The 20,597-nt window shown below is 66.5% G+C and carries 19 protein-coding genes; 9 read left to right on the forward strand and 10 right to left on the reverse strand.

The window, feature by feature from the left end; all coding sequences use genetic code 11:
• Position 1: 1 nt before the first annotated feature.
• The 5 genes from DQG15_RS08250 to DQG15_RS08275 all read left to right on the forward strand — a co-directional run bounded on the left by DQG15_RS08250 (position 2) and on the right by DQG15_RS08275 (position 6,631).
• Complete coding sequence (locus DQG15_RS08250) at positions 2-1,219, forward strand: branched-chain amino acid ABC transporter permease (RefSeq protein WP_116084326.1); 1,218 nt, start codon at positions 2-4, stop codon at positions 1,217-1,219.
• A gap of 11 nt (positions 1,220-1,230) precedes the next feature.
• Complete coding sequence (locus DQG15_RS08255) at positions 1,231-1,995, forward strand: ABC transporter ATP-binding protein (protein WP_116084327.1); 765 nt, start codon at positions 1,231-1,233, stop codon at positions 1,993-1,995.
• Between the two features lie 40 nt (positions 1,996-2,035).
• On the forward strand, positions 2,036-2,791 hold the full coding sequence (locus DQG15_RS08260) for an ABC transporter ATP-binding protein (protein WP_116084729.1): 756 nt from the start codon (positions 2,036-2,038) through the stop codon (positions 2,789-2,791).
• A 129-nt stretch (positions 2,792-2,920) separates the two neighbouring features.
• A complete protein-coding gene (gene acs / locus DQG15_RS08265) occupies positions 2,921-4,876 on the forward strand; it encodes an acetate--CoA ligase (protein ID WP_116084329.1) in 1,956 nt (651 codons plus the stop codon).
• A gap of 978 nt (positions 4,877-5,854) precedes the next feature.
• A complete protein-coding gene (locus DQG15_RS08275) occupies positions 5,855-6,631 on the forward strand; it encodes a hypothetical protein (protein ID WP_157968938.1) in 777 nt (258 codons plus the stop codon).
• On the opposite strand, the gene DQG15_RS08280 is transcribed toward DQG15_RS08275, so the two are convergent.
• Positions 6,628-7,965, reverse strand: coding sequence for an aspartate aminotransferase family protein (locus DQG15_RS08280; RefSeq protein ID WP_116084334.1), 1,338 nt, complete (start codon positions 7,963-7,965; stop codon positions 6,628-6,630). The two genes, DQG15_RS08275 and DQG15_RS08280, sit on opposite strands and share 4 nt — an antisense overlap.
• Before the next feature lie 132 nt (positions 7,966-8,097).
• Here DQG15_RS08280 and DQG15_RS08285 point away from each other — a divergent pair, with 132 nt between their 5' ends.
• Positions 8,098-8,742 (forward strand): TetR family transcriptional regulator C-terminal domain-containing protein, encoded by a 645-nt coding sequence (locus DQG15_RS08285; protein ID WP_116084336.1) that lies wholly within the window; start codon positions 8,098-8,100, stop codon positions 8,740-8,742.
• Between the two features lie 7 nt (positions 8,743-8,749).
• Here the strand turns inward: DQG15_RS08285 and DQG15_RS08290 are convergent, their stop codons facing one another.
• The 3 genes from DQG15_RS08290 to DQG15_RS08300 form a co-directional block, all read right to left on the reverse strand.
• Positions 8,750-9,427, reverse strand: coding sequence for a GAD-like domain-containing protein (locus DQG15_RS08290; protein ID WP_116084337.1), 678 nt, complete (start codon positions 9,425-9,427; stop codon positions 8,750-8,752).
• Between the two features lie 129 nt (positions 9,428-9,556).
• Positions 9,557-10,378, reverse strand: a complete 822-nt coding sequence (locus DQG15_RS08295; RefSeq protein WP_116084339.1) for a polymorphic toxin type 15 domain-containing protein — start codon at positions 10,376-10,378, stop codon at positions 9,557-9,559.
• Entirely contained in the window at positions 10,375-11,289 is a 915-nt protein-coding gene (locus DQG15_RS08300; protein ID WP_157968939.1) for a DUF4123 domain-containing protein, read from the reverse strand. The genes DQG15_RS08295 and DQG15_RS08300 overlap by 4 nt, the downstream gene beginning before the upstream one ends.
• A 336-nt stretch (positions 11,290-11,625) precedes the next feature.
• Here DQG15_RS08300 and accB point away from each other — a divergent pair, with 336 nt between their 5' ends.
• From accB to aat, 3 genes are all read left to right on the forward strand, one after another.
• On the forward strand, positions 11,626-12,126 hold the full coding sequence (gene accB, locus DQG15_RS08305) for an acetyl-CoA carboxylase biotin carboxyl carrier protein (protein WP_116084343.1): 501 nt from the start codon (positions 11,626-11,628) through the stop codon (positions 12,124-12,126).
• On the forward strand, positions 12,126-13,472 hold the full coding sequence (gene accC / locus DQG15_RS08310) for an acetyl-CoA carboxylase biotin carboxylase subunit (protein ID WP_116084344.1): 1,347 nt from the start codon (positions 12,126-12,128) through the stop codon (positions 13,470-13,472). The genes accB and accC overlap by 1 nt, the downstream gene beginning before the upstream one ends.
• Positions 13,473-13,577: 105 nt before the next feature.
• Positions 13,578-14,219: a leucyl/phenylalanyl-tRNA--protein transferase gene (aat, locus tag DQG15_RS08315; protein ID WP_116084346.1), complete on the forward strand. Its 642-nt coding sequence runs from the start codon at positions 13,578-13,580 to the stop codon at positions 14,217-14,219.
• Here aat and DQG15_RS08320 read toward each other — a convergent pair.
• From DQG15_RS08320 to DQG15_RS08345, 6 genes are all read right to left on the reverse strand, one after another.
• Complete coding sequence (locus DQG15_RS08320) at positions 14,183-14,578, reverse strand: DUF2155 domain-containing protein (RefSeq protein WP_116084347.1); 396 nt, start codon at positions 14,576-14,578, stop codon at positions 14,183-14,185. The genes aat and DQG15_RS08320 overlap by 37 nt on opposite strands.
• On the reverse strand, positions 14,575-14,958 hold the full coding sequence (locus DQG15_RS08325) for an NADH:ubiquinone oxidoreductase subunit NDUFA12 (RefSeq protein WP_116084349.1): 384 nt from the start codon (positions 14,956-14,958) through the stop codon (positions 14,575-14,577). The genes DQG15_RS08320 and DQG15_RS08325 overlap by 4 nt, the downstream gene beginning before the upstream one ends.
• Positions 14,959-15,142: 184 nt before the next feature.
• A complete protein-coding gene (gene clpX, locus DQG15_RS08330; protein ID WP_116084350.1) occupies positions 15,143-16,408 on the reverse strand; it encodes an ATP-dependent Clp protease ATP-binding subunit ClpX in 1,266 nt (421 codons plus the stop codon).
• A gap of 209 nt (positions 16,409-16,617) precedes the next feature.
• Positions 16,618-17,259 carry an ATP-dependent Clp protease proteolytic subunit gene (locus DQG15_RS08335; RefSeq protein ID WP_116084352.1) on the reverse strand — a complete coding sequence of 214 codons (642 nt, stop codon included), beginning with the start codon at positions 17,257-17,259 and terminating at the stop codon, positions 16,618-16,620.
• A gap of 142 nt (positions 17,260-17,401) precedes the next feature.
• The gene (locus DQG15_RS08340) at positions 17,402-19,939 is read right to left on the reverse strand and encodes a methyl-accepting chemotaxis protein (RefSeq protein WP_116084354.1); all 2,538 of its coding nucleotides are present in this window, start codon (positions 19,937-19,939) and stop codon (positions 17,402-17,404) included.
• A gap of 25 nt (positions 19,940-19,964) precedes the next feature.
• A complete protein-coding gene (locus tag DQG15_RS08345) occupies positions 19,965-20,537 on the reverse strand; it encodes a hypothetical protein (protein WP_116084356.1) in 573 nt (190 codons plus the stop codon).
• Positions 20,538-20,597 lie beyond the last annotated feature (60 nt).

Genomic DNA, 20,597 nt, shown 5'->3' on the forward strand with positions numbered 1-20,597 from the left:
CATGCTCGGTCTCGACCGCAAGGATACCGGCCTTCTGGCCGTCGTCGCGATCCTGGCGCTCTTCGCGCCGTTCATCCTCAACCCGTTCCCGCAGGGCTCCGAGCTGGCGCAGTTCAACGCCGGTTACCCCGACCTGATGCAGCGGTTCGTGATCTTCGGGATCTTCGCCATCGGCTTCAATCTGCTCTTCGGGCTGACGGGCTATCTCTCCTTCGGCCATGCCGCCTTTCTCGGAGTCGGGTCCTACGCCGCGGTGTGGATGTTCAAGCTTCTGAGCATGAACGTCATTCCGGCGATCCTGCTCTCCATCGCGGTGGCCGGCCTGTTCTCCGTCGTGATCGGGTACATCTCCCTCAGACGGTCGGGCATCTACTTCTCGATCCTGACGCTCGCCTTCGCGCAGATGTCGTTCAATCTCGCCTATTCGGTGCTGACGCCGATCACCAACGGGGAGACGGGCCTGCAGCTCTCGCTCGACGATCCGCGGGTGCTGGATGGCGGCGGGGTCGCGACGTCCCTGCCCCTGACCAACTTCTTCGGCATCGAGATGCGGGCGACCGAAACGCTGAACCTCGGCCCCTGGGCGTTCCAGTTCAATGCCGGGTACTATCTCTGCGCGATCCTGCTCCTCGTCACCTTCTACATCTCGATCCGCATCTTCCGCTCGCCCTTCGGGCTGATGCTGCGGGCGGTGAAGTCGAACCAGCAGCGTCTGAGCTATACCGGTCTGTCGACCCGGCCCTACACGCTCGCCGTCTTCGTGATCTCGGGCATGTATGCCGGCCTCGCGGGCGGTCTCCTTGCCTCGATGGATCCGCTGGCGGGCGCCGAGCGGATGCAGTGGACCGCCTCCGGCGAGGTCGTGATCATGACGATCCTCGGTGGCGCCGGCACGCTGATCGGGCCGGTCCTCGGCGCGGGCGTCATCAAGTATTTCGAGAACATCTTCTCGAAGATCAACGAAGGCGTCCTGCACGGCTGGTTCGGCGCCCTGCCGGACGGGCTGGAGAACGCCATCGTCTGGGTGCTCGCGCGGTTCACCGGCGAGGGCTGGCACCTGACGCTCGGCCTGCTCTTCATGGCCATCATCATCTTCCTGCCGGGCGGACTGGTCGAAGGCGGACGCCGCAGCCGCGCCCTCTTCCGCCGCCGGGGCCGCCGCGGCGGCGCGGCGGAGGAAGACGCCGCCAAGCAACGCGCCGCCCGCCCGGCCGAGTGAGGAGAGAGACCATGGGAATTCTCGACGTCAAGGATGTCGGCAAGCGCTTCGGCGGACTTCAGGCCCTCTCGGACGTGAACTTGTCGGTCAGGGAGAACACCGTCCACGCCATCATCGGGCCGAACGGGGCCGGCAAGTCGACGCTGCTGAACTGTCTCGTGGGCAAGCTGATGCCGGATACAGGCTCCGTCCTCTTCGACGGGCAGTCCGTCCTCGGGCGCAAACCGCACGAGATCAACCAGCTCGGCATCGCCCGTGTCTTCCAGACGCCGGAGATCTTCGGCGACCTGACGGTGATGGAGAATGTCCTCATTCCCTGTTTCGCCCGGAGGGACGGCGCGTTCGAGCTGAACCCGCTGGTCTCCGTCGCCTCCCAGAAGGACATGGCGGCGAAGGCGGAGGCCATCCTCGCCGATGTGAACATGGCGCAGAGCCGGGGCGTCCACGCCGCCTCCCTCTCCCGCGGGGACAAGCGCCGCCTCGAAATGGCGATGTGTCTCGTGCAGGAGCCGCGCCTGCTTCTGCTCGACGAGCCCACCGCCGGCATGTCCCGCGCGGACACCAACAACACCATTTCGCTCCTGAAGGAAATCAAGGCCAAGCGGGACATCACGATGGTCATCATCGAGCATGACATGCACGTCGTGTTCTCCCTTGCGGACCGGATCACCGTCCTCGCCCAGGGCACTCCGCTCGTGGAGGACACGCCTGAGCGCATCAAGGGGCACCCGAAGGTGCAGGAGGCCTATCTGGGCACCTCCGACGCCGCGGCCTGATCCCCTTATGCCCAAGGATATGACCCCCAAGGATATCACCATGGTCGCCAGACCCGATTTCAGCCAGCACGCCAACCATGCCAGCACCGCGCCCGCCTTCTTTTCGGTGTGGGACCTGCACGCCTATTACGGCGAGAGCTACATCGTGCAGGGCGTCAGCTTCACCGTGCACGAGGGGGAGATCCTCGCGCTTCTCGGTCGCAACGGCGCCGGCAAGACCTCGACCCTCCGGGCCCTCGCACGCACCGGCAGCCCGCAGCTCACCCACGGTGAGATTTGGCTCGACCACCAGCCGCTCCACCGCATGGCCAGCCACGAGGCGAGCGCGGCGGGCCTCGGCCTCGTGCCAGAGGACCGGCGGATCATTCCGGGGCTGACGGTGGAGGAGAACCTGAAGCTGGCGCAGATCGCGCCGCCCATAGGCTGGTCCCTCGAGCGGCTCTACGAACTGTTCCCCCGCCTCGGGGAGCGGCGGAAGCAGGAGGGCGTGACGCTGTCGGGCGGGGAGCAGCAGATGCTGGCCATCGCCCGGGCGCTTGCGCGGGACATCAAGGTCCTGCTTCTCGACGAGCCCTACGAAGGCCTCGCGCCCGTCATCGTGGACGAGATCGAGAAGACGCTGGCCCTGATCAAGAGCCAGGGCATCACCACGATCATCGTCGAACAGAACGCCATTCGCGCGCTGAAGCTCGCGGACCGCGCCGTGATCCTCGACACCGGGCAGATCGTGTTCGACGGCAGCGCGGAGGAGGTGCTGAAGGACGAGGCGCTTCGGGCCGAGTATCTCGCCATCTGAAAGCCCGTCCCGGGCCTTGCACCTTGCCGCCCGGGAACCGACAAGGGGTATGAGGACAGATCTGGGCGCGGGAGCGGGGGGTCACCCCCGGCGGGAGGCTCCGCCCGCGCCATCCGAGGGAGGACAGACATGCTGGACGACAAGAAGGTCCCCGTTCCGGGCAGCTTCGCGGAAGGCGCACACGTCACCGCCGAGCAATACGAGGAACGCTACGCCCGCTCCATCGCCGACCCCGAGGCCTTCTGGGCCGAAGAGGGCAAGCGGCTCGACTGGATCGAGCCCTATACCCGGGTGAAGAACTGCAATTTCGACCTCGGCTCGGTGTCCATCAACTGGTTCGAGGATGGCATCCTGAATGTCGCCGCCAACTGCGTCGACCGTCATCTGAAGACCCGCGGCGAGCAGACCGCGATCATCTGGGAGCCGGACGAGCCGGGCGACGCGGCACGGCACATCACCTACAATGAGTTGCACGAGCAGGTCTGCCGTTTCGCGAACGTCCTCAAGAGCCAGGGCGTAGTGAAAGGTGACCGGGTCGTCATCTACCTGCCGATGATCCCCGAGGCGGCCTATGCGATGCTGGCCTGCGCCCGGATCGGGGCGGTTCATTCCGTCGTCTTCGCCGGCTTCTCCCCCGACGCGCTCGCCAACCGGATCAACGATTGCGCCGCCAAGGCCGTGATCACGGCGGACAGCGCCCCGAGGGGCGGCAAGCGCACCGCCCTCAAGTCGAATACCGACGCCGCGCTGCTTCATTGCTCCGACAAGGTGCGCTGCCTCGTCGTGAAGCATACCGGCGATCAGACCACCTGGATCGACGGACGGGACGTGGACGTGCTGTCGATGATGGACGACGTCGCCCCCGACTGCGACCCGGAGCCGATGGGCGCCGAGGATCCGCTCTTCATCCTCTACACGTCCGGCTCCACGGGCAAACCCAAGGGCGTGGTCCACAGCTCGGGCGGTTACCTCGTCTACTGCGCGATGACGCACGAGCTGGTCTTCGATTACCATAAGGGGGACGTCTACTGGTGCACCGCCGATGTCGGCTGGGTCACGGGCCACAGCTACATCATCTACGGGCCGCTGGCGAACGGCGCGACGACGCTGATGTTCGAGGGCGTTCCGACCTATCCCGATGCCGGTCGCTTCTGGGCGATCTGCGAAAAGCACGATGTCGCGCAGTTCTACACCGCGCCCACGGCGATCCGCGCTCTGATGGGACATGGCCGCGAGCCGGTCGACAAATACGACCTGTCCTCCCTCAAGGTCCTCGGCACGGTGGGCGAGCCGATCAACCCGGAGGCCTGGAACTGGTACAACGAGGTCGTCGGCAAGGGTGAGCGCCCGATCGTCGATACCTGGTGGCAGACCGAGACCGGCGGGCACCTCCTGACGCCGCTGCCCGGCGCCACGCCCCTCAAGCCCGGCTCCGCGACCAGACCGTTCTTCGGCATCGAACCCATCGTGCTAGACCCCCAGTCCGGCGCGGAGATCGAGGAAACCGAGTGCGAGGGCGTCCTGTGCATCAAGGCATCCTGGCCCGGCCAGATGCGGACCGTCTGGGGCGATCACGAGCGGTTCGAGAAGACCTACTTCTCCGACTACAAGGGATACTACTTCTCCGGTGACGGCTGCCGGCGAGATGCTGACGGCTATTACTGGATCACGGGCCGCGTCGACGATGTCATCAACGTCTCCGGCCACCGGATGGGCACGGCGGAGGTCGAAAGCGCCCTCGTCGCGCACAGGGACGTCGCCGAGGCCGCGGTCGTCGGCTATCCGCACGACATCAAGGGTCAGGGCATCTACGCCTATGTCACGCTGATGAACGGTGTCGAGCCGACCGACGATCTCCGCGCCGAGCTCGAGAAATGGGTCCGGACCGAGATCGGCCCGATCGCCAAGCCCGATCTGCTGCAATGGGCGCCGGGCCTGCCCAAGACACGGTCCGGCAAGATCATGCGCCGCATCCTGCGCAAGATCGCCGAAGACGATGCCGGCAGCCTCGGGGACACGTCGACCCTCGCCGATCCGGACGTCGTGGACGACCTCGTCGCGAACCGGATGAACCGCAAGGGCTGAGCACCTGAGCGAAGCTCCGCAGCGGGCGCCGGCTCCGGCCTGCGCCCGTTTGCCTGTCCAGTGCGCCCATGGAAGACGCGGACCGAAGCATTCTCGTAAGGGATTTGTGGAATCGTTCGAATCGTGGGGCATCCGAAGCAGACGAGGGCTGTTCAGATGTCAGAAATCGACGCGTTCCGTATCCCGGCGGGCCAGCCCTTGCTACAGGCCGGGTCTTTCTCAAGCGCTGCGCCGGAAGATGGTCGGCCGGCGGCGGCGGTGAAAGCCGGACCGGTGCCGAAAGGGGCGCTCTCTGCCGCGCCGGAGGCGTCCGATAGCAGAGGTGGAGGCTTGCCGCCCGCCCCGGCATTGCAGGCAGCCGGGACACCCGTGTCGGCCCCCGCAGGGCAATCGGAGTACGCCGAAGCGCTCCTCGGCCGATACGCCGTGATCCCGAGCGAAGCCACGATTCGGATCGCCCGGCACCGCGAAGAAGCCCTCCTCCGCCCCACCCTTACCGACGCCGCAAGGATCACCGGGCCGTCCCCCCGCCCCGCCCGGCTGGATACGAGCAGGTAGGCCCTTGACGATGCGGGTGCGCGCCGCCGCGAAACCTGTAGTTTGAGCGGGCAAAACACGGAAGGCGCGCGCATGACAGTCAATTCCCTGATCGTTCGGACAGGCCCCGAGCCCTGGAAGCGGAAGCGCCGGAAGATCGTTCTCGGGCGGCCGTTCCTTGGGGGGCGGCGCAAGAATGTCCTGATCTTGTACAAACCTCAGAAGATTGCATATGCGCAGGTGCATCCCCTTCTTCGGCAGGAGGGCACCGGCAGCGCCGCAGCCGTACGTTTTCGACTGTATCCAACCAAGGACGCTGAAACCGGTATCCCGAGCCGCTTGAAGAACGCCGATCATGTCATCGTTCAACCCTGGGATCCGGATCCGGACCGGATGGATCGGCTTCTGGAGAGCGTGCGATCCCCTCCATCGCGCCCGGGCATGACCGTCTTCGACAGCGTCGCCAGTCTTTCGCTATCTTTTGGAAGACTGCTTCCGGAGGCCGATTTCTACTTCAAGAAATCGCTTTACGCGGACCCCTCCCGCTACGCGCAGGACCGTCTCGGCGGCTCGAATCTCAGCGAATTCTACGGCACGCGTTACGATCTGGACATGGACGTGGCTCCGGGCCGGGACCTCGGCGGCGACATCTCGAAACTCCGCCTGTCTCCCAATTTCCTGACCGAGCCCACACTTTTCGAACGGTTCCGCAAGGGCGGAGAGCCGGCGCGCCAGGGCGGAGAGGCGCGCCCCATCGACCTGCACGCGCGCCTTGGCGGTAAGTCTCGCGATGGCTGGTACGGGCGGATGCGGCAGGACGCCGAGGCGCAGGTGGATCGGATCGGCGACATCTCGGCGGCGACGGGCGGCGGGCTTCCCTGGGCCGAGTACATGGCCGAGCTCGGTCGCTCGAAGCTCTGCTTCTCCCCGTTCGGCAGCGGAGAGCTCTGCTGGCGCGATGTCGAGGCGATCCTTGCGGGCGCGGTGCTGCTGAAGCCCTCCATGGATCACCTGAGGACGCTGCCCGATCTGTATCGCCCTTGGGAGACCTACGTTCCGCTGGCCTGGGATTTCTCCGACCTCGGCGAGAAGGTCCGGATGCTGCTCGGCGCGCAGGACATGCGGGAGGAGATCGCCCGCGAGGCTTACTGCACCGCGCGCGACTTCGCCCGGTCGACCGGGCCGGTCGACGCCTACCGCGACATGCTCGCCTCCTAGTCCAGGGCGGAGAGCACCTCGCCCAGCGTGCCGATCAGCTCGTCGATATGGGCCTTCTCGATGATCAGCGGCGGGGACAGGGCGATGATATCCCCAGTGGTGCGGATGAGGATGCCCTTGTCGTAGGCATTGAGGAAGGCCTGGAACGCGCGCTTGGTCGGAGCGCCCTCGATCGGCTCCAGTTCGATGGCGCCAATGAGGCCCATGTTCCGCACGTCGATGACATGGGGCAGACCGGCAAGGGAATGCAGGGCCTCCTCCCAGTAACCGGCAAGGCCGTCCGCCCGTTCGAAGAGGCCGTCCTCGCGGTAGGTGCGCAAGGTCGCAAGGCCGGCCGCCGCGGCGATGGGATTGCCGGAATAGGTATAGCCGTGAAAGAGCTCGATCAGGTGGCCGGGCCCCTGCATGAAGGCGTCGTGGATCTCGGACGTCGCCAAAACCGCGCCCATCGGGATCACGCCGTTCGTCAGGCCCTTGGCGCAGGTGATGAGGTCGGGCATCACGTCGAAACGCTCGGCGGCGAATGAGGCACCGAGGCGGCCGAACCCGGTGATGACCTCATCGAAGATCAGGAGGATGCCGTGCCGCTCGGTGATCTCGCGCAGGCGCTTCAGGTATCCCTTCGGCGGCAACAGGACCCCGGTGGATCCGGCCATCGGCTCGACGATCACCGCGGCGATGGTCTCGGCGCCATGGAGGGCGACGATCCGCTCCAGCTCGTCCGCCAGATGTGCGCCGTGCTCGGGCTGGCCGCGGGTGAAGGCGTTCTGCGGGATATGGGTGTGCGGCAGGTGATCGACGCCGGCGAGAAGCGTGCCGAACGCCTTTCGGTTGGTCACGATGCCGCCGACGGAGATCCCGCCGAAATTCACGCCGTGATAGCCGCGCTCGCGCCCGATCAGGCGGGTCCGGCCGCCCTCGCCGCGCGCCTTGTGATAGGCCAGAGCGATCTTGAGGGCGGTCTCGACGCTCTCGGACCCCGAATTGGTAAAGAAGACGTGCTCGAACGGCTCGGGCGCCATGTCCCTGAGCGCGGAGGCGAGTTCGAAGGCCTTGGGGTGGCCCATCTGGAAGGCCGGGGCGTAGTCGAGGATACCGGCCTGCTCCCGGATCGCCTCGATGATGCGGGGCTGACCGTGCCCGGCATTGCAGCACCAGAGCCCGGCCGTGCCGTCGAGAACCTGCCGGCCGTCCTGCGTCGTGTAGTGCATCCCTTCCGCGGCGACGAACATGCGCGGCGCCGCCTTGAATTGCCGGTTCGCCGTGAACGGCATCCAGAAGGCGTCCAGATCGTTCGGCGTCGCACCGTGGCTCCCGCCCCTACCATCGGCCATAATGCGATCCCCTTGTGATACTTGGATAAAATGGCCGAACCATTTGACCGACCCCGGATTTTGACGCTACCAATCGCGGTGTACCAGTCAAGCGGTCTGCGTTCCGGCCGCGTTTTTTTCGAGTGAGAGCCAATGTCACCCAAAATACAAGAGCCACGACTAGGTGGCGAGCCGCGGCGCGCGGAAACCCTGATTCAACAGCGCAACCGGAAGATCATCCTCCGCGCGGCGCTCGACGAATTCTCGGCCCACGGGTTCCACGGCGCCTCGATCGCGAACATCGCCCGCGCCGCGGGGCTCTCCAAGGCGAACCTGCTGTATTATTTCTCGCGAAAGGAGGAGCTGTACCGCGCTCTTCTGACGAGTCTGATCGACACATGGGGCGTTCCGCTCACCTCCATCGACCCCGACGGCGATCCGAGGGAAGAGCTTGTGTCCTACGTCCGGCGCAAGCTGCAGCAGACGCGCACGATGCCCCGCGAAAGCCGCCTCCTCGCGAACGAGATCCTGCAGGGCGGGCCTCATCTCGAAGGAGAGACGCTGGAGTCCCTGCGCCGGATCGTACAGTCCAAGATGGACCTCATCCGAAGCTGGTGCGCCGAGGGACGCATCCCCCCTGTCGATGCACCGCACCTGCTGATCTCGGTCTGGGCCCTGACCCAGAACTACGCGGATTACGATGCGCAGATCCGCCGCCTGCTCGGCGAAGAGGCGGACACCTCCGATACGCCGCAGACCTTTCTTGAAACGCTGTACGGCCGTCTGCTGACGGCCTGACCGCGCCTCACCCCTGCCCGATCACCCGGATGTCCTTCGGGGGGAAGACGGACGCGTCGGTGAGGATGACCGGCTCGGCCTGATGGATGAGGGAGATCGCTTCGAGCGCCGAAGCGGGCCGGAAGTTCTCCGCGGACCGGGGCCCGCCGAGGGCCGGATGAAGCTTCGGGGCGTAGATCTGCCCGTAGTCCAGCGGACCGTGCAGCTTGCGGATCTTCGGCAGGAGGTCCCGCCCCTTCTCGTCATAGGGGTCTGCCCCTGAATCGTCGGCCATGGAGAAGACGGTGCCGAGGTCGATATCGTCGCGCTGCGCCTCTCGGTGGATGAACTTCTCGGAGATCAGTCGGTTCGGGAAGGTCCCGATGGACAGATCGCCCCAGGTCTCGGACCAGCAGTCGAGGCCCCCGGTCGCGCCGATGGCGAAGACGTGGGTCGTCGACGCTTCGAAATCGGGATCACCGCGAAACAGGGCCTCGAGAAGCGGACGATACTCCTCGGGATCCACCACCTGAAACTCGCCGTTCAGGATGCTGCTTTGACCGTAGCGCCTCCACCACGCGACAAGCGTGTCCGGAACGCGGCCGCCTAGCCTCGACAGGGTCGACGCAGGCATCGGGGCATGCTCCGAGACGGGGCCGAATTTCTCGATGGCGTATTCGAGGTCCTCGCCGATGTCGTCTGCCATGTCAGCTTCCTTCAGTCATTCGAATATCCGCCCGCGCAAGAACCGGGGCGTCTGGGAGGAGGACAGCGGCGGCCTCCCCTTCTCCGGACATGGCCTGGATCCGCCTGTCCGTCATTGGGTCCGATGGGATCACACCATCGGCGTATCGCCCTGTCCGCTCCCATCACCGTCGCCCGAACCCGCGCCGGACTCGGTCCCACCACTACCCGCTTCCCCGTCTTCGGGACAGATATCGAGCTCGACATCCATTTTCTCCATTCCTTCGCGCTGGGATTGCTCGGCGATATCCTTCAGCTGGTCCGCCCGTCCGTTCTTCCACTGACCACCGATGGAGCGATTGACCGAACGGTTGCCAAGGCCTGAAATCGTACCGTCCCCGCCGGCGATTCCGTCCGGGGCGTGGAGCGCATCGAGCGACCGCATCGCCTCGGCGACCTCTTGTCCCGCCTGCGCTTCGGCATCCGGACGGCTGAGACCCTGGCGGCGCAGTTCGGTTGTGCGGTTCCGCGTCTCGCGCGTCCTGTAGGCATCGCGCGCCGCGCGCCGGGCCGCTGCATCTCCTGCCCCGCGCCCTTCATTCGCGTAGCGCTCCATGTTGCCGAGGATCTCGTCCGGGGACATCTCGTTGATGGCGTCCTGCTGCTCCTTGAGCTGGCGGCGGAATTCCTCGGGATCCGCGCCGTCCGGCGGAGTGAAACAATCGATTTCTCCGCACTCGGCGCAGGAGGTGGAGGCATCCTCGTCGGACATCTCCTCGGCATCCTCGTTCGCGTCCGTCATGGCGCTGGCGACCGCTTCCGCCGCCGCCCGTCCGGCCATGCCGCCCAGACGGGAGCCGATGGCCCGGCCCGCGAGCGTTCCGAGGGGTCCGAGGAACGAGCCGATCGCCCCGCCGACCACACCGCCGGCGACGCGCCCGCCGATCGCGCCGGCCTCGCCGTACCCGCTCATCGCGCGCCTCCCGCGGAAGCAAAGCCGTCCCGCCGGATCGCCGCCGCCGCTTCATCGATCAGTTGCCGCACGCGGCGTTCGGGATCGGGACCGGAGCGGACGAAGTCCCGGGCGGTGTCATCTTCGGCGACCTGGCCACCCGTCATCATCATCAGGTAGGCCCACCGGGAATGAGCCTTCTCCGATTTGAGCCCGAGCGGCCGTCCGGACGCGTCCGACCGCTTGGCGATATCGAGAAGCGCCGCCTCGTCGAGATGCTCCATCCCCTCAAGACGGTGCTTCGCCAGATACGCCGCGATGCGGACATGGCTGGCATGGAGGCGCGCATTCGTGAGCGCATTGTATTGCGGCAATTCGAGGCGCAGGAGGCCCGTCGGTGCAGGTGGCAGGTCCGACGGCCTCGCGGCATGGCGGAGGCCGCCGTTGCGCGTTGCATCGAAATTGATCGCCAAAGCCTCGCCGAGGAGCCGCGCGGCCTGCGCCGGCGTCATCACCGGCAGAAGATGGACCAGAACGTTGGGATCGGCGTGGCGGAACAGGACAGCCTCGTAGCCCTCCGCCCCGCCGGCCCGCGTCCGTGCTCCCGCATCAGGACGATTGCGGGGAATCTCGACCATGCCGAGACCCCGGATGTGCCGAAACGCCGTCTCCTCCGCACTGGCTGCGCTCTCGCCCGGAAAGGACCACCAGACGATGGCCTCCGGCGGAATGGCCTGACGCACGAGATCGAGCGCGTGACCGGTCGGGCAGTTCACCAGGTGAGGGCCCGACATCATCGAGGCCGTGCCGCTCCCGCCGAGATAGAGGGGCCTTGGATCGAGGTCCGACAGGTGCAGCGGCGCGCCCGGCGCCAGCGCGCCATCGACGACGGCGAAAAGATGCCCCGGGAGCCGGCGCAACAGGTCGAGCAAGGGGTCCTGCGGAAATGGACACACGTTCTAAAATCCGCCGTCTGAAAAGGGCTTATGTCTGACGAGATCACGTCCGCGCGGGCACCGCAACGTCAATGTTCCCGTCATGGCGGGTTGCCGCCTGAGCGTCAGCCCCGTCGCCGGTGCGCGCGCCAGAAGAACGCCGACCCTGCGCCTGCGGATGGTTCCGGAGCAGCGCGGACAGCTGCGTCCGGCGCCGCGCGGCTCGGTGGTCATGCGCCGCGAGAGGACGGCAAGGGACCGCTCATGGACGCTTTCATGTCTTAAGCGCTTGGGTTAGAGGGGTGCGATCTAAAGAACCTGAGCGGGGTACGCATGACGAGGGAAAGTCAGGATGCCGACGTAGCCTTTATTGAGGCTCTGGCGGAACTCTTGCGCGCGAAGGACCTCACGGAGATCGAGGTCAACCGCGAGTATGGGGAAGACGATTCCCTGAATGTGCGCGTCAGCCGGCATGCGCAGGCCGCGCCGCAGGTGCAGCACATCGCGCACGCTGCACCGGCCGCGTCCCCGGCGCCGACCACGGCGCAGCCGCAGCCCGCAAGCGGCGCGCCTGCCGAGCCCGAGGATCCGGCCGAGCATCCGGGCGCCGTCACCTCTCCCATGGTCGGCACGATCTACCTCGCGGCCGAGCCGAACGCGGCACCGTTCGTTTCGGTGGGCGATGCCGTCAAGGAGGGACAGACGCTCCTCATCGTCGAGGCGATGAAGACCATGAACCAGATCCCCGCGCCCCATTCCGGAACCGTCCGCCGCATCCTCGTGGAGAATGGCGGGCCGGTCGAGTTCGGCGCTCCCCTGATGATCATCGAGTGATGTTCGACAAGATCCTGATCGCAAACCGCGGCGAGATCGCGCTGCGCGTCATCCGGGCCTGCCGGGAAATGGGCATCGGCTCCGTTGCCGTGCATTCCACCGCCGACAGTGACGCGATGCATGTCCGCCTTGCGGACGAGAGCGTCTGCATCGGGCCGCCCTCCTCGGCGCAGAGCTACCTGTCCGTCCCGGCCATCATCTCCGCCTGCGAGATCACGGGCGCCGAGGCGATCCATCCGGGCTACGGCTTCCTGTCCGAGAACGCCGCCTTCGTGCAGGTGGTGGAGGATCACGGCCTGACCTTCATCGGCCCGTCCGCGGAGCATATCCGCATCATGGGCGACAAGATCACCGCCAAGGAGACGATGAAGGCGCTCGGCGTGCCGTGTGTCCCCGGCTCCGATGGCGGCGTTCCCGACGTGGACACCGCGCGCAAGGTTGCCGAGGAGATCGGGTACCCGGTCATCATCAAGGCCACGGCCGGCGGCGGCGGACGCGGCATGAAGCTCGCCAAGACGCCCGCAGACATCGACAACGCCTTCCACAGCGCCCGCAGCGAAGCCCGCAACGCCTTCGGCAACGACGAGGTCTACATCGAGAAGTATCTCGGTCAGCCGCGTCACATCGAGATCCAGGTCTTCGGTGACGGCAAGGGCAGCGCGGTGCATCTCGGGGAGCGGGATTGCTCGCTCCAGCGGCGCCACCAGAAGGTTCTCGAAGAAGCGCCCGGCCCGGCGATCGACGCCGCGACCCGCGCCCGTATCGGCAAGGTCTGTGCCGACGCCGTCGCCTCCATCGGCTACTCCGGTGCCGGCACGATCGAGTTCCTCTACGAGAACGGCGAGTTCTACTTCATCGAGATGAACACGCGGCTTCAGGTCGAGCATCCGGTGACCGAGGCGGTCTTCGGCGTCGACCTCGTGCGGGAGCAAATCCGCATCGCGCAAGGCCTGCCGCTGTCGTTCACGCAGGACGAGCTGGTCCCCTCCGGGCACGCCATCGAGGCGCGGATCAATGCGGAGCGGCTGCCCAGCTTCTCCCCCTGCCCCGGCACCGTGCGCACCTTCCATGCGCCGGGCGGCCTCGGTGTGCGGATGGATTCGGCGCTCTATGGCGGCTACAAGATCCCGCCCTACTACGACAGCCTGATCGCCAAGCTGATCGTCCACGGCCGGGACCGCCCCGAAGCGCTTGCGCGCCTTCGCCGGGCCCTTGGCGAGCTGGTGGTGGACGGGATCGACACCACGGTTCCGCTCTTCGACGCTCTTCTCGACAACGAGGACGTCCAGGCCGGAAACTACGACATTCACTGGCTCGAGACCTGGCTCGAAAACGCCGGAGCCTGAGAAAGCGGGCTCGCCCGCCTGGCGCTCCGGCAGGACCTCCGACATCAGCGGCGTCGCTCACGTCATTGAGCGGCGCCGCGGATTGTCGGCCTATCGGAGACCCGAATGGAGCTCGCGCTCACACCGTCGATCCTCCTTCGTGCCTACGCCGCCGGGATCTTTCCCATGGCGGAGAGCAGTACGTCCCCCGAGATCTACTGGGTCGATCCGGAGGTCCGCGGCATCCTGCCCATGGGCGGCCTCCACATCTCCCGATCCCTTCGCCGCACGATCCTGCGCGACGAGGTTTCGATCAGCTTCGATACCGATTTCGATGGCGTGATGGCCGGCTGCGCTGATCGCGAGGAGACCTGGATCAACCCTCAGATCCGCGCCCTCTACGGCAGCCTCCATGAACGCGGCTTCGCCCATTCGATCGAGGTGCGGCGGGGGACGGACCTCGTCGGCGGGGTGTACGGCGTCTCGCTCGGCGGCATCTTCTTCGGTGAGAGCATGTTCAGCCGGCGGACGGACGCCAGCAAGATCGCCCTCGTCTACCTGATGGACCGGCTCCGCCAGTCAGGCTTCGTGCTATTCGACACGCAATTCACGACCCCGCACCTCAAGCGCCTCGGCGCGTGCGACGTCCCCCGCACGGCCTACCACCAGATGCTCCGGGAGGGACTGGACGTGGACGCGACGTTCGATGCCGCCTCCCCCGCCCCGTCCGCTCAGACCGTGATGCAGCGCAGCACCCAGACGTCGTAACGCACGTGGTCGAGCGCATTCAGCGCCGGTGAGGAAGCGACCATCCAGCCCGTGAAGGCTGGCTCGTCCATCGCGTCATCCCGGATTTCCAGCCAGGCATAGGCGTCGGACGAGGGGTCCTCCTCGGGATACCGGCAGTCGCCGAGCACGATGTTCAGCCGGCCGTAGGTTCCCATCGTACCACGGGCGATCTGCAGATCCTTGAGATCGCCCGTCAGCTTGTCGAGCACGCGGATTTCCGCGGCGACCGCCGAGGCGGCGCGCTCCGGGCCGGTATACTCGGGGATCTGATCGTCCTGCGCCACTGCTGCATTGGCAGACAGAAACAGCGCTAGACCTGCGCAAGCGCGTGCGATCATTCCGGGCTCCATGCCTCGTAATCGCTCCGCGGGGCCGGCTCGACGCGGCGGATCGATCCCGCCGGCGCGTAGGCCTCGTCCGTCCCGGTCAGGTTCGGCAGGTGCGGCTTTTCCCAGGGCTTGTGCTGAAGCGGGCGTTCGGCTGGCGGATCCTCGAAGGTGTGGTGCAGCCACCCATGCCAGTCGGGGCTGACCCGGCTCGCTTCGGCCATGCCGTTGAAGATCACCCAGCGACGATCACCGGTCTTGGAACGGTAGAAGATGTTCCCCGCATCGTCCTCTCCGACCTTGACGCCATTGCGCCAGGTGAAGAATTGCGTGTTCAGCGTCTGCCCGTTCCACCACGTGACGGCGCGCAGCAGCGTGTTCAGAATGCCCATATCCGCCTCTCGTTCAGTCCGCCCAGCTATGCAACGCCACGCGCCCGCCGTCCAGTCACGAAGGGGAGCCGGCGCGGGGATGCGGCTTCAGGATCGAAGGGTCTCCGTCACTCGTGCCCGAGAGCAAGACGGGCCGGACGCCATGACAGCGCCCGGCCCGCATATCGCATCCTGTCAGGAGGGATCAGCCTGCGCTGGCGCTGTCCTTCTTGGCATCAGCGTAGATCATCAGCGGCGAGGCCTCCGAGTTCACGGCTTCCTCGTTGACGACCACTTCCTCGACACCGTCGAGCCCCGGAAGCTCGAACATCGTCTCGAGCAGGATGTCCTCCATGATCGAGCGAAGGCCGCGCGCGCCGGTCTTGCGGGCGATGGCTCGGCGGGCGATGGCGCTGAGCGCATCGTCGGTGAAGGTCAGCTGCGTCTCTTCCAGTTCGAACAGGCGCTGGTACTGCTTGACGATCGCGTTCTTCGGCGCCGTCAGGATGGTGACCAGGGCTTCCTCGTCGAGGTTGGTCAGCGTCGCGATCACCGGCAGACGGCCGACGAATTCGGGAATCAGGCCGAACTTCAGCAGATCCTCGGGCTCGAGCTGGGTGAAGAGCTCGCCGATGTCCTGGTTTGCCTCGTCCTTGACATCCGCCCCGAAGCCCATGGCGCTGCCCTTGCCGCGCTGGCTGATGATCCGGTCGAGCCCCGCGAAGGCGCCGCCACAGATGAAGAGGATGTTGGTCGTGTCCACCTGCAGGAACTCCTGCTGGGGATGCTTGCGCCCACCCTGCGGCGGCACGGAGGCCACGGTGCCCTCCATGATCTTCAGGAGCGCCTGCTGCACGCCCTCCCCCGACACGTCGCGGGTTATGGACGGATTGTCCGACTTGCGGGTGATCTTGTCGACCTCGTCGATATAGACGATGCCGCGTTGCGCCCGCTCGACGTTGTACTCGCTGGCCTGGAGCAGCTTGAGGATGATGTTCTCGACATCCTCGCCGACATAGCCCGCCTCGGTCAGCGTCGTCGCATCCGCCATGGTGAACGGCACGTCGAGGATCCGGGCGAGCGTCTGGGCAAGGTAGGTCTTGCCGCAGCCCGTCGGGCCGATCAGCAGGATGTTCGACTTCGCCAGCTCGATCTCCGCGGATTTCGAGGCGTGGTTCAGTCGCTTGTAATGGTTGTGCACCGCGACGGACAGCACGCGCTTGGCATGGGTCTGCCCGATCACGTAATCATCGAGGACCTCGCAGATCTCCTTCGGCGTCGGTACGCCGTCGGAGGATTTGAGGCCGGCGGTCTTGGTCTCCTCGCGGATGATGTCCATGCACAGCTCGACGCATTCGTCGCAGATGAACACTGTCGGTCCCGCGATCAGCTTGCGCACCTCATGCTGGCTCTTTCCGCAGAAGGAGCAGTAGAGCGTGTTCTTGCTGTCGCCGCCGGAAGAATTCGCCATCGGTGTCTCCTGGGCCGGGGCCCGTTTCTTCGCATCAAACGCCGGGCCGCCGCGCATGGAGCGCGGCGTCCGGAAAGGTTAGGCCAGCGGTCCGGGCACTACAACGCCGAATCTGGCGATGGATCTGCGGCGGCGCAAGACCGCCGCGGACCGGCACCGCGGCGCGGCGCTCCTGCCGTGGTTCGCGCGCGCCCCGCGACCCCGGATCATCAGGAGGCGCCGCCGCCCGTGCGATCCTCGACCGCCTTGCGGCTCTCGACGATCTCGTCGATCAGGCCCCAGTCCTTCGCCTCCTCGGGGGACATGAAGTTGTCCCGCTCCAGCGCGGCCTCGACCTTCTTCAGGGTCTGTCCGGTATGCTTGACGTAAATCTGGTTCAGCCGCTCTTTGAGCTTCTGCGTTTCCTGGGCGTGGATCATGATGTCCGTCGCCTGGCCCTGGTAGCCACCGGAGGGCTGGTGGACCATGATCCGGCTGTTGGGCAGGGAGAACCGCATGCCCTTTTCGCCAGCGGTCAGCAGAAGCGAGCCCATCGATGCGGCCTGGCCGATGACGAGGGTGGAGACCTTGGGCTTGATGTACTGCATCGTGTCGTAGATCGACAAACCGGAGGTCACGACGCCACCCGGAGAGTTGATGTACATCGAGATTTCCTTCGACGGATTCTCAGCCTCGAGGTGAAGGAGCTGCGCCACGACGAGCTGGCTCATGCCGTCATGGACGGGGCCGTTCACGAAGACGATCCGCTCCTTGAGGAGGCGGGAGAAGATGTCGTAGGCGCGCTCGCCCCGGCTGGTCTGTTCGACGACCATCGGCACGAGGTTCATGTAGGTTTCTCTGGGGTCTTGCATGAGATCTGCCTCGTGTGGTGCGGCCCGGTCGGGCTTCGGGTCTCGGGATGGTCGAGTCTTAAGGATGGCACGGAGGAGCCGCAAGGGCCGCCCCGGTCGCAAGCGCGTGCCCTGCGTGCCGGACGGCCCTGCCTGTCGGCGCTCAGAAGTCCTCCCAATCGGCATCCTCGGCGAGCGCGGAGGAGCCCGCTGTCGCCCCACGTGACGCGTAGGCGACGGGGGCTGGCGAGGGCGTCCGTGGCTGCGTCTGTGGCCGCGGACGCGTCTCCGCGGCGGGGCGCGCTCCGATGTCGAACCGCTCGACGGCGCGGGCGAGCCCCTCGGACACCGCGTTCAGCGAATGAGCGGCGGCGCTCGTCTCCTCGAACATGGCGGCGTTCTGCTGCGTCGCCCGGTCGAGTTGTGTGACCGCCGTGTTGATCTCGGAGACGCCGAGGGACTGCTCGTTCGCCGATGTGGCGATCCGTTCGACATGACCGGAGATGTCGGTGACCGAGGCGACGATCTCGGAGAGCGCCTTTCCGGCACGGTTCACCAGGTCGACACCGCGGCCGACCTGGGTCGAGCTCGAGGAGATCAGGCCGTTGATCTCCCGCGCGGCCTCGGAGGAACGCTGAGCAAGCGCCCGGACCTCGGAGGCGACGACGGCGAAGCCGCGGCCTGCCTCCCCGGCCCGTGCCGCCTCGACACCGGCATTGAGGGCGAGCAGGTTGGTCTGGAAGGCGATATCCTCGATCACGTCGATGATCTTCACGATCTTTTGCGAGGACGTCTCGATCTCGGACATGGCCTGTTCGGCCTCCCGAACGACTTCACCGCTCTGAAGGGCCCTGTCCCGCGCATCGCCGACGATGCGGTTGGCCTCGTCGGCGCCTTTCGCGGATGAGCTGACCGAGGCCGTCAGCTGCTCGAGGGCCGCGGCGGATTGCTCCAGCGTCGCGGCGTTCTGCTCCGTGCGCCGGGACAGGCTGTCCGCGGAGGAGCTGATCTCGCGGGCTTCGCCGCGGAGCGTGCTGGCGCTCTCCGCCACTTCGGTGACGGCACTCGAGAGCGCGTCGAGCGCCGCGTTGAAATCTGCCTTGAGTTGATCGTAGTCCTGCGGCAGCGAGTCCGACAGGCGAGTGGTCAGATCTCCTTGCGCAATCCGGCCGAGAGCCACGCCGAGCGCATCGACGACCTCTTCCTGACGCCGGACCATCTCCGCCTGTCGCGCTTCTGCGGCGGCCATCTCGGCTTCGGCGGCGGTCACGTCCCGGCCGAGAAGAACGATGCGGTAGGGATTGCCGGCGCTGTCCTTCACGAGGCCGAGGATCCCGTCGACCACACCGCCGCCTTCGAGGCGGAACTTGTCCGGAATGCTCCCATTCTCGATCAGGGAGCCGACGAGATCGTTCCTCCGGCGCAGGTGGTCCTCCTCGGCGGTCGAGAGGGCCAGCATCGAGCCCAGCTGGCGGCCTTTGAGAGCCTCGGCGGCCTCGCCCATCACCGCGCAGAACGGGGCGTTGGCACGGGCAAGGGTGCCGTCGGGGTGGAACTCCGCCTTCACCTGCTCCGACTCGATCATCTCGACCAGGGCCTCGCGCGTCCGAAGCTCGGTCACGTCCTGCCACTCCACCACGACCCCGGCAAAGCTGCCCGCATCGTCGTAGATCGCATTGATGTCGAGGTGGAAGCGGGCGTCGCCCATGGCAATGTCCGTCTCGAAGGGAAGCCGCGCGGGATTGTCGAGGAGATCCCGGATCCTGTCCGGGCGGTCATGAAAGCTGGCGATCTCGAAACCGACGAGGTTGGCGGCGTCGAAGCCCGGGACGGTTTTCGAGAAGACCGGCTGGTAGGCCGTCATAAGCTCGCAGACGGCGCCGTTCACGTAGCGGATCCGGTGGTCCCGGCCGACGAGCATCATCGCGGCCGAGGATTGCGTGAAGGCGGATGACTTGAAAACCGCCTCGAGGCGGGCCGCCTCGCCCGCTTCCAGCGCGATGCGCATCTCGTCGACCGCGCAGGCGATCGCGCCGAGTTCGTCCCGGCGGTCACGGCCGGGAACCGGTGCCTCGTACTCTTTCGCGGCAAGGGTGACGATCCGTCCGCTCAGACGCCCGAGCGGACGGGTGATGCCGATCACGACAAGACACATCAGGATGCTCACCATCGCGGCCAGGTCGATCAGCGCGATGCGTGCCTGGTGCATCACGGTCGCGTCCGCCTCGGCTAGCATTCCGGCCGGATCCCAGCGGCTCACGATTGCTCCGAGAACGGCGCCGTCGTTGCCACGCACGGGCACGGCAACGACGAGACCGTCTTCGGCCGACGCGATCTCGCCGGACAGCGCCTCCCCCGCCACTTCTGTCATCCCGGAACCGGCGGCGTTGCCGGATGCCGCGACGAGATCCCCGTCCGCACCAAAGGCCGAGACTGCGACCGCCGCGCCCTGCGATGCGTCGATCGCGCTCGCAAGAAGATCGTCCAGTCGATCCGATGCGCCGAACTGGAGGATCCGGGCGGCTTGCCCGGCGACGAGTTCGGTGGTCGAGGCGGCTTGGTCGGCGAGCTCACCAACTGCCGACTGCCGCGCGTCGCGGCTCGCGGTGATGTGTTCGACCGCGGCCGCGACCCCGCACACGAGCAGAATCGCGAGGGCAGCGGCCGCGAAGAGCGTGCGGCGGGGATCTAGTCTGCGCATGGGAGGCTCCCGGACAGGTTGCGGGTCAGTCTTGGGCGACGATGCCGGCGGTGACGGCACCCATGGGCTCGCCCGTCTCGGGATCGAGGAGCGTGACGGAGAGCTGGCGCTGATCCCGCTCGGTCGATTCGTCGAACGAGATGTCGCCGACATGGACCGCGTCGCGCCCGGTGCCGAAGGTCTCGGTGAACTTGGCCTCGTCACCCTGCCAGTAATCCGATGTGGTCGCCGAGGCAGCGACGTTCAGCCCCACCATATCCATGATGAAGATCTCGGTGATGCGCCCGCCGGAGCCGTCCACGACCTCGCGCAGGCGATCCGCGACCGCGTTTTCGACCACCGATGCCACGAGCGCCGCGTCGGACATGCCGACCTGGCCCCGCCATTCGAGGTCCATGGCGATGATCTTGTCCTCGGTCAGCCCCGCATGGCGGGCGTTCTGGGCAGCGACGGCGGAGACGACCTCCGGCGCGAGAAGCGCGGGGGCGATCTCGGCATCGAAGATGGCGCGCATCTCGCTCTCCGAGATATCGCTCGCCTGCGCGATGGAGACGGATGAGATGGCGATTGCGGCGGCGAGATGAATATTCCAGGCCATGATGGCAACTCCTTGAGACGGTGCGCCGAGGGGCCGACGCGAGGGCGGACCCTAGAGGGC

The sequence above is a fragment of the Tropicimonas sp. IMCC34011 genome (genome assembly GCF_003390865.1).
Lineage (GTDB): Bacteria > Pseudomonadota > Alphaproteobacteria > Rhodobacterales > Rhodobacteraceae > Tropicimonas_B.